The following is a 17,069-nucleotide window of genomic DNA, read 5'->3' on the forward strand; positions in this document are numbered from 1 at the left end:
CAAAGTACACAAAGAACACAAAGACAATTTAGTTAATAGTTATTGGTTGTTAGTTATTCGGAAAATATCCGTGTGCATCCGTGTCCTATTGGTCCCCCGTCCTTCCCCGTTTACTGTCTCCTGTCCACTGTATACCCTTGTGGGCTTTTATCTTTTCAGCTTTTAGCTTCCACCTCCGCCTTGAGCTTGGCCATCAGCTCCTCTATGGTCATCTGCCCGATGTCCCCCTGGCCGTGCTTCCGCAGCGAGACCCTCCCGGTCTCCATCTCCCGGCCGCCCACCACCGCCATGTAGGGGATCTTCTCCATCTCGGCGTCCCGGATCTTGGCCCCCACCTTCTCCGACCCCAGGAACTTCTTGACCCGGAACCCGGCGCTGGCCAGCTTCTCCATCAATTGACCGGCGTAGCCGGCCTGGGCATCGGTGATGTTCATCACCGCCAGCTGGACCGGCGCCAGCCACAGCGGGAAGTTCCCGGCGTAGTGCTCGATCAGGATCCCGAAGAAGCGCTCCAGGCTGCCCAGCAGGGCCCGGTGCACCATGTAGGGCCGGTGCTCCTTGCCGTCCTCGCCGATGTAGGTCATGTCGAAGCCCACCGGCATGTTGAAGTCGAACTGGATGGTGGTGCACTGCCACAGCCGGCCCAGGGAGTCCCGGATCTTGATGTCGATCTTGGGCCCGTAGAACACCGCCTCCCCCTCCATCCTTTCATAGTCGATGTGGCGGGCCTGGAGGGCCTTGACCAGCGACTGCTCGCCCTTGACCCACATCTCGTCCGAGCCGGCGTACTTGTCCAGATTTTTGGGGTCCCGCACCGACAGCTCTATTTTGACGTCATGGAACCCGAAATCGGCCATGATCGACAGCGAGAAGTCCAGCACCCGCAGGATCTCGTCGTCCATCTGGGCCGGGGTGCAGATGATGTGGGCGTCGTCCTGGGTGAAGCCCCGCACCCGGAACAGCCCGGTCAGGGTTCCGCTTCTCTCATAGCGGTAGACGGTGCCCAGCTCGGCCCAGCGCAGCGGCAGGTCCCGGTAGGAGTAGTGCCCGGACTTGTAGATCAGGATCTGCATCGGGCAGTTGACCGGCTTCAGGTAATAGTCGGTGCCGTCGATGTCCAGCGGGGAGTACATGTTCTCCTTGTAGAACTTCAGGTGGCCCGAGGTCTGCCACACCCATTCCTTGCCGATGTGCGGGGTGTAGACGATGTCGTAGCCCCCGGCGAAATGCCGTTTGCGCCAGTGGTCCTCCACGATGGACCGCATCCTGGCCCCCTTGGGATGCCAGCACACCAGCCCGGCCCCCATCTCCTCATGGAGCGAGAACAGGTCCATCTCCTTGCCCAGCTTGCGGTGGTCCCGCTTCTTGATCTCCTCCAGCTTCTGCAGGTGGGCCTCCAGCTGTTCCTTCTTGTCGAAGGCGGTGCCGTAGATCCGCTGCAGCATCCTCCGTTTCTCGTCGCCCCGCCAGTAGGCCCCGGCCACCGACAGCAGCTTGTAACAGCGCATCCGGCCGGTGGATGGCAGGTGCGGCCCCCGGCACAGGTCGGCGAACTGGCCCTGGCGGTAGAGGGAGATCTTCTCGCCCTCCGGCAGGTCGTTGATCAGTTCCACTTTATAACTTTCCCCTTTGGAGCCGAAGTATTCCAGGGCCTCGGCCCTTGACAGCTCCTGCCTGGTGATCGGCAGATCGCGCTTGACGATCTCGGCCATCTGGGCCTCTATCCTGGCCAGGTCCTCCGGGGCAAAGGGGGTATCCCGGTCGAAATCGTAGTAGAAGCCGTCCTCGATGGACGGCCCGATGGCCACCTTGACATCCGGGTACAGCTCGGTGACGGCCTGGGCCATCAGGTGGCTGGCCGAATGGCGGTATATGTCTTTTCCCTCCGCCGAATCAAAGGTCAGGGCGGTGAAGGCGGCGTCATGGTCGATGGCGGTGCCCAGGTCCACCGGCTTACCGTCTATTGTGGCCGCCAGCGAAGCTTTGGCCAATCCGCTGCCGATGGATCTTACCACCTCGGCGGCGCTGATCCCTTTGGGGTACTCCCTGACGCTGCCGTCCGGCAGGGTGATCTTGATGCTGTTGCTGTCCATGTTGGTTCCCTTATTCTCTGGTGATAATGCCTATTTTTTAACATTTTATATTACCATTATATGCGGCTTAATGTCAATATATTTTAACAGGTTACGTGGATTTATAATTGGCGGATTATCCCCGGCCGGATAGGGGTTCCGGGCTTTTGAACCGCAAAGACGCAAAGGGCGCAAAGGCTTTTACTTAAAAAGGAACAGTCATTGCGAAAACACTCCCTGCCTCCCAGCGGAAGCAATCCCGTATTGTCATCCCGGGGCACCTTTCAATTTCTAAATTCTAATATCGAAATCCTAAACAATATCAAATACCAAAGGATAAAACACCAAACCGTCACGAGTTTTGGATCTGGTGCTTAGTGCTTGTTTAGTGTTTAGTAATTCGTATTAAGTAATTACCGCTGCTGCTGCTTCCCCGCCCGATCCGTGTGCATCCCTGCCGATCCGTGTTAATCTGTGTGCTATTGGTCCCCCGTCCTGCCTATGCCCGGCACCGTAGGGGCGGGTTACAAACCCGCCGCTACATTAAATTTTTATCCGCTTCCGCAACCCAACACAATAAAAGATCCGTGTGCATCCGTATAGATCCGTCTAATCCGCGTTCCATGGTGCCCGGTATCCCATACTCACACATTCAACCTGCCAGGCAACGATGCCTTCTCAGTGTGACAGGCTTTCTGCATTATAACTTACTGTAAACTGTATGAAACCTTGACTTTTTCCCCTTTATGGGTTATCTTTATCATGTCTTCGCGTTGTGAACTATGAACTGAAAACTTCTATCCCAAACTGCTTGGGCTTTCATTCTTTAAACTTTAAGCTTTAAACTTTAAACTTATAAAAGGGGGGCGACAGGTTTCGACGGATCAAGATAGATCAAAGTGGCATGTCGAGAAGGTCAGAGGGCTCGTTAAAATACTGGCAAGCCATCTAAATGGCAACTATAATTACGCTTTAGCAGCTTAATTTTAAGCGCTATGTCGCTGCAGGTCTCCGCCCATCGGGCCTGCAAACGACATCGTAAAGAAGGGCTGGTTCCGGGTGATGTCCCGGCATTCGGAACGAGATCTCAGGGGCTGCTCCGACCAGGACCGTGTTTATGCGGGCCTTTAGGAAAAGACAAAACATAAACTAAACATGTAGAGGCTTCGGTTGTTCTTTTTTCGGACGTGGGTTCGATTCCCACCGCCTCCACCATTTTGCGGGAACCGCCTTAACTCGTTGATATTTCAATATCGAAACGGGTTCAATCGGCGGTTTCTGCTTTTTAGGACCATCATGAAACTGCTGGATGATCTCAAAGGGCGGAAGCAGCGTAATCATTACGTTCCGGTCCTTTATGGACAGGTTCAATCCGATAGACCGTAATAGCACCCGGATATCCTCCTGGCTGCCATTTTGGAAGCGCCTTACGATCTCGCTGGCTGTATCAAAGACGCCAATGGCCTCATCGATCCAGCTCTTTAGCCGGTGCTCAGACCCTTCCAGGATCATCTTGAGCTTCTCATGCTCCTTGGACAGATCATCGTTCTTCTGATTGAACGCTTCCTCGCTGACACTACCCGCCAGCATCAGGTCCAGCAGTTTCGCCTTCTTGTCTGCACATAGGGCCAGGGTTTTCTTCCTGGACTCGACCTCGGCCTGATGATATGCCACTTCGGTATCCTTCATCTTCTGTAGTTTCGATACCGCCCAGGCATGGACCTCCGGCCTGACCTGTATCCGTTCCAGCAGGGCAAGGACCTGGGTAGCGATCTCTTCTTCCTTTATCAGACCCTGGGGGCACTTGGGGTCATTTGACTTGGTGCACATGTAATACACCCACCGATGGACATTACCGTTCTTCTGCTTCTTGACCTTCTCGAAGGCAGTAATGCATGACCCGCAACGAGCGCATTTGAAAATACCCCGATAAAGGAATACCCGGCTATGAGCCCTGGGATTATTCGGAGAGTGAATGTAATCCTGCACACGATAAAAGTCCTCCTCCGTTACCATGGGTGGATGGATGCCCCGCATCATCGGCCGGTTGCCGAACTTAAAGTATCCGCAGTAGAACGGATTTGAGAAGATCCGGTAGAAGGAACTCTTGGCCAGCTTCTTTCCGGTGACGGTGCGAAGGCCGTCCACATTTGTGGCTATCCGATGGATCTCGCTTAGAGGATATCTCTTTTCTATTAACCATTTCCAGTACTTGCATAACAGGGGAAACCTTACCGGATCTTTTATGATGATCCGTTTTTCCCTCTGTTCGGCGCGGGCATTAAGATATCCGATGGCAGGCCTGCCGGGCATGATGCCCTTTTCGCACTTGGCTCTAAGCCCACGATTGATGTGATCGCGCAGGCTCTTGATGTACTCGGTAGCCACACCGAATTCAAACATCATGTAAAGGACATTGTCTCCCGGATAATGACTTTTCTCTCTGGTCCGGATATGTAGGATCACACCCTTCTCCAACAGGTAGTTGATCTGGCCGCCATCCCAATTGTTCCTAGCCAGACGGTCCAAAGAGAAACACAGGATCCCCGATGCCTTGCCCGACTGGATCTCTTTTACCATGCGGTTGAACTCCGGCCGGCCCGTGTCCTTGGCTGACCGAGATTCCGTGATGACCCCGACTATCTCGAGGTTCTCTCTCTCTGCGATGGCTTTCATCTCCCTGACCTGCGAATCGATGCTAGCCACCTGACGATCTCGGTCCTCGGTTGATTTCCTCGCGTAGAGAAAATACTTGGGTCGCTGTTTCATGATACCTCCTTGTATAAAAAAGTTTAGGGGGCAGCCTCTTTATGAGACCGCCCCCGTTTCCGTTACTCCGGGAAGTACTGTATCAGTTCCTCACGTATCTCATTATAGGTGATGTCCTGATTCTGTACCATGGCAGATAACCGGAGGTTGATGAATTTGCGGTATCGCCACCTGGCCTTGGCATCGAAGCCGTGGTCTATGAGAACCTGTTCCAGAGATTTCAGGTTTCCGGCCAGGGATACCAGTTTATGGATTCCATAGAACTTGATCAGCTCGTTGAAGGAATCCTTTTCTCCGCTGACAGCAGTTATAGCTTTCAGGTCATCCAGGATGTTTGCCACACCCACAGTATTTTCCGTGTAATGATGTGCATTCAATGAATCCTGGATCTGCCGGGTAAAGATATCCTTTACATCCTGCCAGTGCTCTATCAGAAGGGCATAGGTATCAAACCCCAGCCGCTTACTAACCGACAGGCTGGTAAGATACCGTAACTCCCAGCGCATTAGATTATCACCCAGTCCAAAGGTGCCGTACTGTTTAGAACGTAATTCCGCAAGTTTGTCATAGATAACCATTGCGAACTGAGAATTGGAATACTGGACACCTGTCTCATAAACCACTTTGGATAACCGGGACAGGGTAAGGTCCTCCAAGGCCGGTTTGTAGTGCATGAATGGGTTTCTGGTAGCGACATCTGTAAAGACGTCAAGGCGGACTATCTTTGCCCCGTTTAGGTCAAAGGTGAATCCGGCCTCGGTTTCCAAATGGTGCTGAACTCTTTCCATGATGGCGATAAACTCCTCCTTGGAAAGAGAACCAACATTGGCTCCGCCTCCATTAGCGAAACGCCTGGGATTTACGGTCAGGTACAAATGACCCCGGACCGATTCCAGCCTGAGGCCGGGATAATCATACCGCAGGGACCCATATGTTATCTCCGTACCGTTGTCGAATTTAAGGGCGATACCCTGGGCAGTAGGCTGACCGTCCTGTTCAAAACGGTTAGCCAGGGAAAGCTTGTGGCCTGCAGACTTGACAGCATGACTGCTGATCTGCAATCTTAACTTGTCTATCATAGAAGTATACCTCCTACTAAAATAAATAAGATAAGGCTACCTTAATATTGATACTAAGGTAGCCTCGTTGTTTACGGGCAACCGCCCGGGCTTTTACTGCAAATAATGCGGTAAATCGATAAGAGCCTCGCCACCTGATCACTAGCCTCGGATATATCGAGGTCTATACCATAAACTTTCTTGTACAGACTGCGGTATTCCTCAACCTGGGGATCAGAGACAAGGCTCTCTTTTAAAACCACTACGGGTTTATCTTCAAAGTTGTCTACTGGCTGATATCACCTCCTTTCTTATTTTTATTTAATAGTGGTTATCTTCTATTCCGGATTTCAACATCCAAGGGGGAAAGGCTAAACGGTTACTCAAGAGACTAAAAGAAAGAGAAAGATGAAAGGGAGAAAAGAAAATTCAAAAGAGAAAAGCGTATAGTTTACACAAAAAACAAAACCCCCATGCCTACAGGCACAGGGGAACGGAAAACCCTAAAAAAACTTAAAAGACCAAGAAAGCCAAAGAGCCAGCAAAAAGAAAGCACCAGTGGACAGCCCCCCCAAAGGAATACCCTTGAAAAACTAACCCCAAAAGGTGTCAAAATGACATACTATATATTATAGGCTTATATAATAATTTGTGTGCCATAATGGCATTATCAATGTTTGTACAAGGTAAAAACAGCTATTCACTTTGATCCTCGTGCAATTTCATAATGGCATCCATGGCCTCTTCAGCATTATCCGGCATAGGGGGTTCGCATATATAGACATTTTCACGACCCTGAAAAAGCTGCTCTCCCTTACTGTATCTGATTATTGTAATATATTCCCCTTTTTCGAGATTTTCCAAGCATCGATGCACGGTTCTCAGAGATATTCCCAATCTTTTAGATATGGTTGTGCATGTAACAGTAACAAAGGGCATATGAGTACCCAGCTTATAGAAATAACCATAGACCAGCTTATCAGCGGCATTCAATTTCTTTGTTTCCAATACGGCCTTGGGGATCCGGATGTGGTTGTCATTGCTGTTAGCATTGTAAGAAGGCATATAGCCGGGCTGTTTCCTTATCCATCGTTCAAAGATACGGAAATCCCGTGAAAGCTTCTGTGATGCTTTGGATTGAGGGTTGGCATCCTTAATTATCGCCCTGCGCTTGGCATCGTACTGGTCTTTTAAATCTTTGAACTTTTTATATTGATCATTCTTCATAAGAGCACTTTCGTCCAAATCCACTCAAAATGGAGTATTTAGGTACTTTTTTAGCCCCTTGTAAAACAATATACAGCCCAACAAATCAATATAATGCGTTATTGTGCAAGGGCATACACTGCTTCAGTGGCGATCGTTTTAAAATAATGGAGGTAGAGCAAAAGGGTACGAACAGCACAGAACGACCAGGTGAAAGGGGGTGAAAACAGGATTTACTCTTTTCCATATAAGGACCCCGGAGGCACGAAAATATTTCCATTTCAAAGAGATAATATCTATAGGCTCAATAAAAAATCCCAAATTTTAGGAATTTGCAATAAGAACTTTAATCAACCTTTGCGCGAATAGCTGCCCAATCTTTACCCCTCGGCATTATGAACAATCCCTTGCCATTGCTTCGGTGCTCCCAAAGTTCTCCAATCTGACGTTTCTCTTTGCTGTCCGGTAAATCCCAATCCCGCTCATTTTTATATTCGACAACCAGCACCCGGCCGTCCTCCAATAGGCACACAAAATCAGGGTAAAAACGGTCCGTACTAGTCTGCAAGGAGAATGAAGTAGACTTATGGGATATGTTCCGGACCCAGTATTTAACACCTTCTAACTGAGTGGCCAGGAATACAGCACACTCAAACTCTTCGCCATCGGCCTTTAGATCCCCGATAACAGGGAAGAAGTGCTTAGGCAACTCGGTAAACCCGTTATATGGAGTATTATAGGCATACTTGCCCTGTTCAAACAACATAAAACAATGGTCATCAGCAATGAAATTATCAGGCAAGCCCATAAGTCCCTGATGGACTGATTTCATAGCCTTCAATTTAGCCGATTTAATCTTTTCGTCAAGCCTGGACCGCAACTGGAATTTCAGATAAGTTAATTGTTCAAGAGTAAAGCCTCTTTGCTCGACAAGATTGGTGATAGCTTTGTTCAGAAAGGCAGCCTTTTCATCCGGTGAAATGGTGTCTTCCGGAATATTCCGTTCCAACCACCTTGTTAATATGCCCTGATCCCACACCTCCTGGTGTTCTACAAACGCTAACTCGGTTGTTAGTTTATCGAAATATTCAAAGTTAACCTTCCCCTTGGTGCTGATATTGAATCGGCCTCCCTGGACGGCGCTTTCATCTTTGCTAAATTCGCTTTCCGATAACTCACCGGGATAATCCAATAACCGCCATTCGCCCTGGAGCAAATGGGTTTCCTCAAATGCTTCCCACAGATCGCCATTTCGATAGGACAGTAATGGTACCTTGAATTTTACATCCATTTCAGAGGGAAATTTTGGCTTATTAGAGATAGGGGTTTTCAGCTTTTCAAAGGCTTTACGAAATGCGTTCTTGCCTTCAGCGGTTTTAAATACACTGACCGCTTCTTCCGCTTGTTTAGCGCTCCAATTCCCTTTTATGGTAATGGAACCGGATTCCGGTATAATTTCAAACTTATCTTCCCAATTTGAAGGGATTGTTTCAGGATCAAGAACTTCGGGCGTGGCAAAAGTAATCGAGGTGGGGCTGAATAGCTCTAAAGCCTCTGATTCTTCCGGAGCATGGATAAGATCCTTGGTTTCCTGCTTCTCAAAGCCATTTCTAACCAAACCATCCCGCAAGCTTTCCACCGTAGCCTGAAAATCCGATGAGGTTACGAATGCATAGGCTTCATTTAGCTCTGGGCACTGCTTTTTATAGGCCCTTGGCATCCTCAATATACGGCCCAAAACCTGCTCGGCGGCTGTAGATGAGTTAGTATTGCGGAAGGTGCACAATATATAAGCAAACGGGCAATCCCAGCCCTCTTTTAGCTTGTCAACCGTAATTATATACCGCAAACGGCAGGTCTCACTAAGAACATCTTCTTTACCAAGCGTATCTTCGGCTCCGGTAGCTATAGCTATTTCTTCCTCCAGTATGCCGAAATCTTCCATCAAGGCCTTTTTTACCTTTTCCGGCACCAGGGTTTCCCGGCCGGCATCATGTCGCTCTGCTTGCAACAACATAACCGGCCGAATATACTCACCAGTAAGCTTCTTTTCCTCGTTGGCTTTTTCCTGCAGGTGGTTAAGCCGGGCTATAGCATCCCGTAAAGCATCCTGCCAATTAGGCCTCCGGATCAACTCTAGGGGCAATTTAATCATCTCGGCAGCCTGCAGTGATGCCGCGGACACACTGTATAGAACGTTGCTGGGCTGGTGAGAACGGTCGGGGGTGGCTGTCAATTCCAGGATAGCACAAGGTTCAAAACGGGACAATGTTTCAAAAGCAAGGGTGGTGCCCTGGTTATGGGCTTCGTCAACAATAACGAAGGGGTGGCGAAGCCTTAACATATCAACAAAAGAGGTATTACCCCGCACTTGTGCATCGGTAATACCATCAAAATGTGAAACCATGTCTGTATTCTGCTTATAGGCAGTCAAACGGTCTTTATCGTCCTGTTTAAAAGACTGCATGGTGGAAACAATTATGACATTGCTGGAATTGGCAACGGCTGGGGTTATCCGCATTGCTTCGTCAATATCCATTACCTCTACCGAATCGAGCGCAGAAAAGACAGCCTGATGAAGGAGATTGTTTGGGTCTTTTAAAGCTTTCAGGGTTTGGGTCAATATCGGCTCGGACGGCACAAGCCACAAGGTTATGCTATGCTGGACAAACAAATAACTTTGATTAACCCGCGGAATGGTCATCCCGGCAACTAAGGTTTTACCACCGCCGGTGGGGATCCGCAAACAGACATAGGGCACACCGGGCAGTTTTTTCAAATTACGGTACAAAAGTGGTGTACCATACCATTCCCTGGTGGTTTCTTCGTAGGCTTGGCTATGGCTTGGTAGATCACGACAACGGCGCAGGAACAGCTCGTACCAATCAATGGCTTGCTGCTGATATTCCTTTAAAATCATAGTGCATCCACCCTTATCTTATAAGGCAGCTGTTTAAAAGTGATTTTCTCTTGCCTGAGTCTATTTGCTCCCAATCTGCAGGCTGTGCCATAAATAACCTTTGGGCCTTTGTGCTTTGGCAAATGAGATAGCACAGCGGTAGTTAATACATTTCCACCATCAGGTGTTTTGTCTTTCAATATCCCATTATACAGTAAATAAACACCCACATCTCTGCATACGCCAATAAGAGGGTTGTTTAGTTTAGCTTGCTTATGTATGGGTTCCCCAGTTTCTGTAAAATAGACATGCCGGGCAAGATCTGCAAAACGCACAGTATTGCGAATGTCCCCCTTTTCATCAAAAAGTGAATCACCCAGGATAGAATAACGGAAACCCATACCACGCTGTGTTATTGTTGCTTCCCTATTTATTATATTACCTAATCTCTTCCTTGTTACATTTCTAGCAATTTCATTATCAAGTTCAATCAATACAAATTTGCGCTCACTATCAGGTATTTCATTATTGAGCTTTAACACTGCATGACCAGTACTCCCCGAGCCAGCAAAAGAATCAAATACGATATCTTTTGATTTGGTTGTCATATTAATTAATTCTGCAATTATCTCAGGATCCTTCGGATACTCAAACTTATTTTTACCAATAATATTTTCTAAAAGAAGTGTTGCTGCACGCCCATCTTTATAAAAAACAGAAGGAAATGGTTCTTGGTTAACTTCATATAAATATGTCTTTCGACAAGGTATAGTAGTCTCATCGGGACCAAAATGAACATATGATAACATTTCCGCCCATTCTTCTTTCGTAGTTGGTTCCTCCCACCTCCAACCCGTTGACGGTTTTTTACAAGACTTACCTGTTAATGGATGGGGAATATCGTAGCGTGGTCTGTTTTTTCTCCCATCATCTGGACCAGATAAGTCTGCCGCAAAATACAAATTCCTCTCATCAGACCATTTATAATGTTTATGTGCCTTAGCTGGGTCACCCTTTTTTAATGATTTATACCACTTCATCATTTCAATATGAATAATATCGTGGTGATTGCCATGTATTTCTTTCAAACTGCTATAATATGCAAGTACCTTATCAACCCCTTGTTTATGCCTTTTCCACTTTGTTTTAAGGCTAACCAGTGTACTTTTTGATTTTGCATAAACAAGGATATATTCATGTGTTTTAGAAAAAAATGTTGAGTCACCCTTTTTCCCCTTTTCCCAAACCAAAACAGCCAATCTATTCTGCTCTTTAAATATACTATCAGCTAACAAAATCAGATTAGATAATTCATTGTCATCAATACAAATAAATATGACGCCATCTTCTTTCAAAAGAAGTCTTAGTAATGTTAGTCGAGGATACATCATACATAACCATTTATCATGACGTGTGAGATCCTCTGCTTCACCACCCACAACATCACCCAACCAATCTTTTATTTCGGGACTATTGACATTATCATTATATTTCCACTTTTCCTCGCCGGTGTTATAAGGCGGGTCTATAAATATACACTTTACCTGGCCGGCATAATAAGGCAATAGGGCCTTTAAAGCAAGAAGGTTGTCGCCTTCCACCAATAAATTCCCAGAACCGGGATCGCCAACTGACAATTCCGGCAATTCTTTTAAAAGGTGAAAGGGAACCTCTCGGTGGTGATTTTCCACAGCTTTTTTACCGATCCAAGATAGTGTAGGCATAATAATTATAACTATCGTTTACGTGAAAAGTGTTTTTCTATCATTTCATCAATTATCTGATTACTCAAAGAAAACCCATCGAAAATGTTAAACAAGGGATTCACCACTTTACTTACATAATCACCAATTGCGGATAAAGGTGTTTCAAGAGGTATTTGCACACGTTGCTCAAATAAGTCCTGATATGATATTTTACCTGAGTTCATATACCTGTCATAATTTGCCCATGAACTTAGTTCCCTACCTTGCAACCTAGTCCATTTAAAAGAGAAATATAATGTAGTTTTATCAATTTCACAGCGCATTGCTTTAGCAAAAGCCATACCTACTGCCATAGCCTCTGCCGTTCTCAATATCGCTAAACCAAAATCTAATTCTTTAAACGGTTCTGGTGCATTCCTTCCTTCTCTCAAGTCATCCTGAAGTGCACGCCTAAGATAAAAACGCCCTAATGGATCATATATCATAAAATCAACATGACTTAAAATGCTCATCCTGCTGGCAGCATATGTTTCCCAGGTGTTGCTATTAACATACGGTCTTTCACTTTCATGAAAACTACGCGTATCCAACCATATAGGCCAACCTGTATAATTTGGGTTAGCGGAAGCTATAAGATTCAGAAATTCTTTATTAGAGTGATATTGTGGCACCTCACCCAATATAATTAAAGCTACTTCCCATGTACCAAAATCAGGTAATTCAACAGCTTTTTCTCTACGCACTACTTCATATCTTGAATCGCAATAACCAATAAAGTCAGACATTATTTGTTCAATTGTTTTTTTTTGGTTCGTACCGGTAAACAAAGCAGTTAAAACACTTTGTACTTCCGGCAAAGCCAAAGCAGATAAATGCCTCCTAATGAAGCGCCCTATGTCAGCTTCCCTATTGTCGAAACAAATATCAATTACTTTCGGCCAATCTTTCCATTTTACAATTGAAGTGCTTGGCGTATTGTTTGATTCCAAGGTTCTAACATATACTGCATCAACCGCTAACAATTTATTCCCCTCGTGAATCAAATCCGACTTGCAAGCTACGGGCTGTTTCACCCCAGAGGGAATTATTATCACAGGATATAGCTGTTTTTCTCGCTCCGGATATTCGATATCTATCTCAAATAATTCCGAAGAATACTTTGAAATCAAGCCTTGTATTTTGTCTTTATTAAAAATACTTCTAACATCGGCAGGAATATTGTTTTGATCAGGGAGTAAAGTCTCATTGTCAAATCCAATAACTAAATACCCTCCGTTATTATTCCTTAAAGCAAGTGCTGCCCTCACCATTTTGCATATACCGTCAGGCTGATCAGGGTCTATCCAACGCTTTAATTCAATCGAAAGACTTTCTTGTGGTCTTCCAATAAGGCTATTTATTTGCTCATCATCTTTTGACATAAAAGAACCATGAATATTAACATTAATCATTAATAAGTAGAGATTTTAAAGAGTTTGGGGCAGCGCCCTGGCGGCCACCTGTGTTATTAAATCTTGGCTTAAAACCGTGATAATAAAAACTACGAAGTGGACAATCACCAGGGATAGATGCCTCCAGTTTACATACACCTGGGGAGCTTCCGTATTGTTTTTTACCTTCATTGGCATTCCTCCTTCTTCGATCATATAGACCGATTTAGAATAGATAGCCGCCGAAAAACGCTGCTCCGGAGATCTCGCTCCCCCAAACTCTCCTATCTGTTAATACTAATTATAAAATACACCAAGTCATACTTACATTAAGAATACATCATAAAGATGAAAAAATGCAAGCAAAATACTATACCTTAGGATAAACCCCCAGCCCGAAGTCCGAAGGACTGCCCCTGAAAGGGTCGTGTTGGGACGGACACGACAGCATCCGCCCCCTTAGGCGCTTTATCTTAATTGCGCCAGAGCAGCCCTTCACTTTGGGAGTTCCGAAGATGGTGGGGGTTGCCAGGGATGGGTGTCCAGAGGGAAGGGCTCGGCAGGGGGCGGGCTGGCAAGGATGCCGACAAAAAGCCTATCTGCTGTGACGAGGCAGACGGCAGGGCTGGGGACACATTATAATCAATCAAGGATAGCAATTAAATCGTTATGAACATTTTTCCAACCCTGATTTAAATTTATGGTTAATACCTTCAATTTATGCCCTTGCGTTATAAATTCCTTCTTATATGGCCTATCCACTGAGGGATAGAGCAAATAACCTTCACAGTTTTCGTTTACCCCGCCTTTTCTTTCAATTTGCTTTACATAAGTGAATAGCTGACTTAGATGCGCTTGCCTGAGGTTTTCACTATCATAATGCCTTTGGAATATATCCTTATAAAACTTCGTATCAATAATGATTTTCTTTTGTCCGTTTTCCAGAGATATGTCGGTTTGCATCCTGGGCAATCCATGGTAAGAAGTATCATCGATAGCTGCAATGTCCCATTCGATGTATTCTCTTGAGACATAATATCGGTTCTGCTCAAGCTTGTAGAAATTCCTCACAAATTCCTCGAATAATGACGCCATCTGCATCTCATCCCTGGTAAAATCCCTGAACCTAACCCGGCCATCCTCTTCATTGACTATTATATTGTCATGTATGATCTCACATATATTCATAAGGAACTTATAGAAGCTGTTATTGCTGTTCAACTGAACCTTATGGAAAATCGACTTATCAACAGGCATCTCCGAGATCCCCGCTAAAGGTCTCATCAGCGACTTTAAAGAAGCCCTCAAATCCTCATTTAGTGAACTTATTCGGATAAGCCTACATATGGTAGTTTTCAATATGCGGTTGTGCAGCACATTCTCGTTGAAGGTATCATAGGTGCAGAAAACTTTTCCGTTTTCCAGAGATCCTTTCTTAATGCATTCACTTATTTGCAGGCGGCCCTTGAGGACCCTGCCCTCGCTTTCCTCGGGAATATACCCTCGATCAATTCCCCGGCGCAGCAAATAGCGAACACCACTGACCAGCACACTAGCAAACAAGTCCTGAAGCTTCCATTCATCCTTAGCATCCAAGTCTACCAGGTTGCCCTCTTCAAGCTTGTTAAAAGCGTAGCAGAGAAGATAATAAATATTTTCTATGGGAATGTCCATTGTCAGGGCTCTAAAGACCGTATCTCTTTCAGTGCCTTCTCGACGTCATCAGACCAATATTCCCTGATTAAAGGAGCAAGTTCCATCTTCACAACGGAGGAATACCATCCAGCATCTGGTGTCATACCCGGCGGGGGACAAAAATAACTGTGCCCGATCCTAAAGCCCGGTCCAAGGTTCTTGTCGGTGGCAATTCTCTCGTTGAACGAATTCATCCTGTCCACGATACTCTTAACTAATTCTGCAGAAACCCCAGAATCCAAAAGGTATTTCCTATATTTAGTGGAGCTGAACTCAGGGTGCAAGTCTGCAAAGCGGAAACGTCTGCGAAGGGCATAATCGACAAAAGCCAATGACCTGTCAGCAGTATTCATCGTTCCTATAAAGTAAACATTCTCAGGTATAAAAAATCTGTCTTCATCATCTTCTGAATAGGTCAGAAGGAGGGAGTAGTCGGCACCTCTTTTATCGGGTTCTATCAACATCATTAACTCACCGAAAATCTTGCTGAGATTGCCCCTATTTATCTCATCAATGATGAAAACATACTTCCCGGTCGGATCCATCTGCGCCCGCTTACAGAATTTGTAGAAAATCCCATCCTTAAGTGCAAATTTCCCACTGTCATTTGGCCGGTACCCCTGCATAAAATCCTCATAGGAATATGACTGATGGAATTGGATCATCTCCACCTTGTCCTCATCCTTGCTGCCAATAAGGGAATAAGCTATGCGCTTGGCGACATAAGTTTTTCCCACGCCTGGAGGTCCCTGCAGAATGATGTTCTTTTTCGCAAACAGGATGCGCAGGATTTCATCAAAACTGTCATCCGACATAAAAAGGCTATTCAAGGCATCTGCCCTAGTATATTCAGGGGCAGACTCCCGCACCTCCTGTACCGGAATCTCAATTGCAGCAGGACCCGATTCACCATTAACTAACTTCCGTAGCATTGCCACATACTTTACATATTTGGTGAGGTTGGTGACAGCCTTCATCGCAAACATCTGATCACTTTCAACCAGCCAACTGCCTTTCTTGTGCCAGGTTACCTTCCTGACTTGTTTGTACCGGTTCCTGGAATCATCAAATATATAGTCAGACGTCACGGTTCCATAGCCAACTATCTCTCTCCGACCCACCTTGGCAAACACCTCATCCCCGATTTTCATCAGGTTCGCGAAAGAATAACAACCCAGTGCATTATTCTTTTTAGATGAATTTGGCTCATCATCAAGCTGGCGCAACTTGCTGGCTATTGCCTCCTGGTCATGATAGCCTCGGAGATCACCAAGCCGATCCCAGCCGATAGCAATAATGCCGTTAGCATAAAAATCATCCCAAGCCATCCCACCCTCACCTGCGGCAATGAGCCATGTATTCACATCAGGAGAAGAAGCATCTTTATATCCAGCTTCCACATGTACAGCATCTTGGTTGGATTTCCATGCCTCATGAGATATCTGATAAAATGGTTTCCCGTCATTCTTACCCCTAACTTCATCTAATATGTGATTATAACCATTCCAATCATCGAAGTCAGCAGCAATACCCAAGCCGGACAATAAGGGGCGAGTTTGCCGGTCTATAGGCAAAAAATACGAAGGCCTGACCCAAAACATTGCTTGAGTGAGCTTCGCGACACCAACCCAAGGTAAATTTAAAGTATCAACAAAAGTTTTCTGCTTTACCTTGTTTTCCAAGCATTCTTTAAATAATGACCATAAAAGAGGAACATCATTACTATCCCGCTCGTATGAATATCTTATAAACCAGCTTCCCCTGGGATTCGACGAAGGAACACCATCAAAATCCACAGGCGCAGGGCTTTGCAAAGATAATTTTATCTTCAGATTTTGAACTATCGTAAACCTTTTATCAATCCCATATTTATTTATCTGTGAAAAAAAGGTAAAAGGATCCAGAGCCTCAAACTTAATATCCCTTCGATTTTCATCCTTATCCAGAAAGCCGCCGACAACGCCACTATTAATTAATATATCTGCTAGTTGTTTCTGTTTATTTTCATATTGTAAAAGCTTCGTTGCAAGTTCCTCATAAAAAGGAACCCAGCTATATGATGACGGTTGAGGCATAATAATACCTTCTATTTAATAAATATTAATAAGTGTTTAAATTAAGTATATTCCCTACGCCTGACAATTTCAAGAATGATTTGTCGGTTGCAGATATTAAGTGCCATATTAATGTAAAACATATTTAACAGGTGGACTAAAACCCTGCAAAACGGCAGA

The 17,069-nt window shown here is 45.7% G+C and carries 8 protein-coding genes and 1 other RNA gene; 1 reads left to right on the top strand and 8 read right to left on the bottom strand.

Translation table 11 applies throughout. The features are described from left to right. Positions 1-155 precede the first annotated feature (155 nt). Positions 156-2,093, bottom strand: coding sequence for a threonine--tRNA ligase (gene thrS / locus RDU76_02810; GenBank protein ID MDQ7797860.1), 1,938 nt, complete (start codon positions 2,091-2,093; stop codon positions 156-158). Between the two features lie 841 nt (positions 2,094-2,934). On the opposite strand from thrS, the gene ssrA reads away from it, so the two are divergent. After that, positions 2,935-3,287, top strand: a transfer-messenger RNA (tmRNA) gene (gene ssrA / locus RDU76_02815). Positions 3,288-4,903: 1,616 nt separating this feature from the next. On the opposite strand, the gene RDU76_02820 is transcribed toward ssrA, so the two are convergent. From RDU76_02820 to RDU76_02850, 7 genes are all read right to left on the bottom strand, one after another. Then, positions 4,904-5,920, bottom strand: coding sequence for a hypothetical protein (locus RDU76_02820; protein ID MDQ7797861.1), 1,017 nt, complete (start codon positions 5,918-5,920; stop codon positions 4,904-4,906). Between the two features lie 675 nt (positions 5,921-6,595). After that, a complete protein-coding gene (locus tag RDU76_02825) occupies positions 6,596-7,126 on the bottom strand; it encodes a winged helix-turn-helix transcriptional regulator (GenBank protein ID MDQ7797862.1) in 531 nt (176 codons plus the stop codon). Between the two features lie 325 nt (positions 7,127-7,451). Next, positions 7,452-10,025: a DEAD/DEAH box helicase family protein gene (locus tag RDU76_02830; protein ID MDQ7797863.1), complete on the bottom strand. Its 2,574-nt coding sequence runs from the start codon at positions 10,023-10,025 to the stop codon at positions 7,452-7,454. After that, positions 10,022-11,728, bottom strand: coding sequence for a site-specific DNA-methyltransferase (locus RDU76_02835; protein MDQ7797864.1), 1,707 nt, complete (start codon positions 11,726-11,728; stop codon positions 10,022-10,024). Before RDU76_02835 ends, RDU76_02830 begins: the two co-directional genes overlap by 4 nt. Before the next feature lie 11 nt (positions 11,729-11,739). Continuing rightward, a complete protein-coding gene (locus RDU76_02840) occupies positions 11,740-13,131 on the bottom strand; it encodes an ATP-binding protein (GenBank protein MDQ7797865.1) in 1,392 nt (463 codons plus the stop codon). Between the two features lie 651 nt (positions 13,132-13,782). Then, complete coding sequence (mcrC, locus tag RDU76_02845; GenBank protein MDQ7797866.1) at positions 13,783-14,814, bottom strand: 5-methylcytosine-specific restriction endonuclease system specificity protein McrC; 1,032 nt, start codon at positions 14,812-14,814, stop codon at positions 13,783-13,785. Positions 14,815-14,816: 2 nt separating this feature from the next. After that, the gene (locus RDU76_02850; GenBank protein MDQ7797867.1) at positions 14,817-16,910 is read right to left on the bottom strand and encodes an AAA family ATPase; all 2,094 of its coding nucleotides are present in this window, start codon (positions 16,908-16,910) and stop codon (positions 14,817-14,819) included. Positions 16,911-17,069: the final 159 nt, after the last annotated feature.

It is taken from the genome of Candidatus Edwardsbacteria bacterium (genome assembly GCA_031082425.1).
In the GTDB taxonomy this organism is placed as follows: Bacteria; Edwardsbacteria; AC1; order AC1; family EtOH8; genus UBA2226.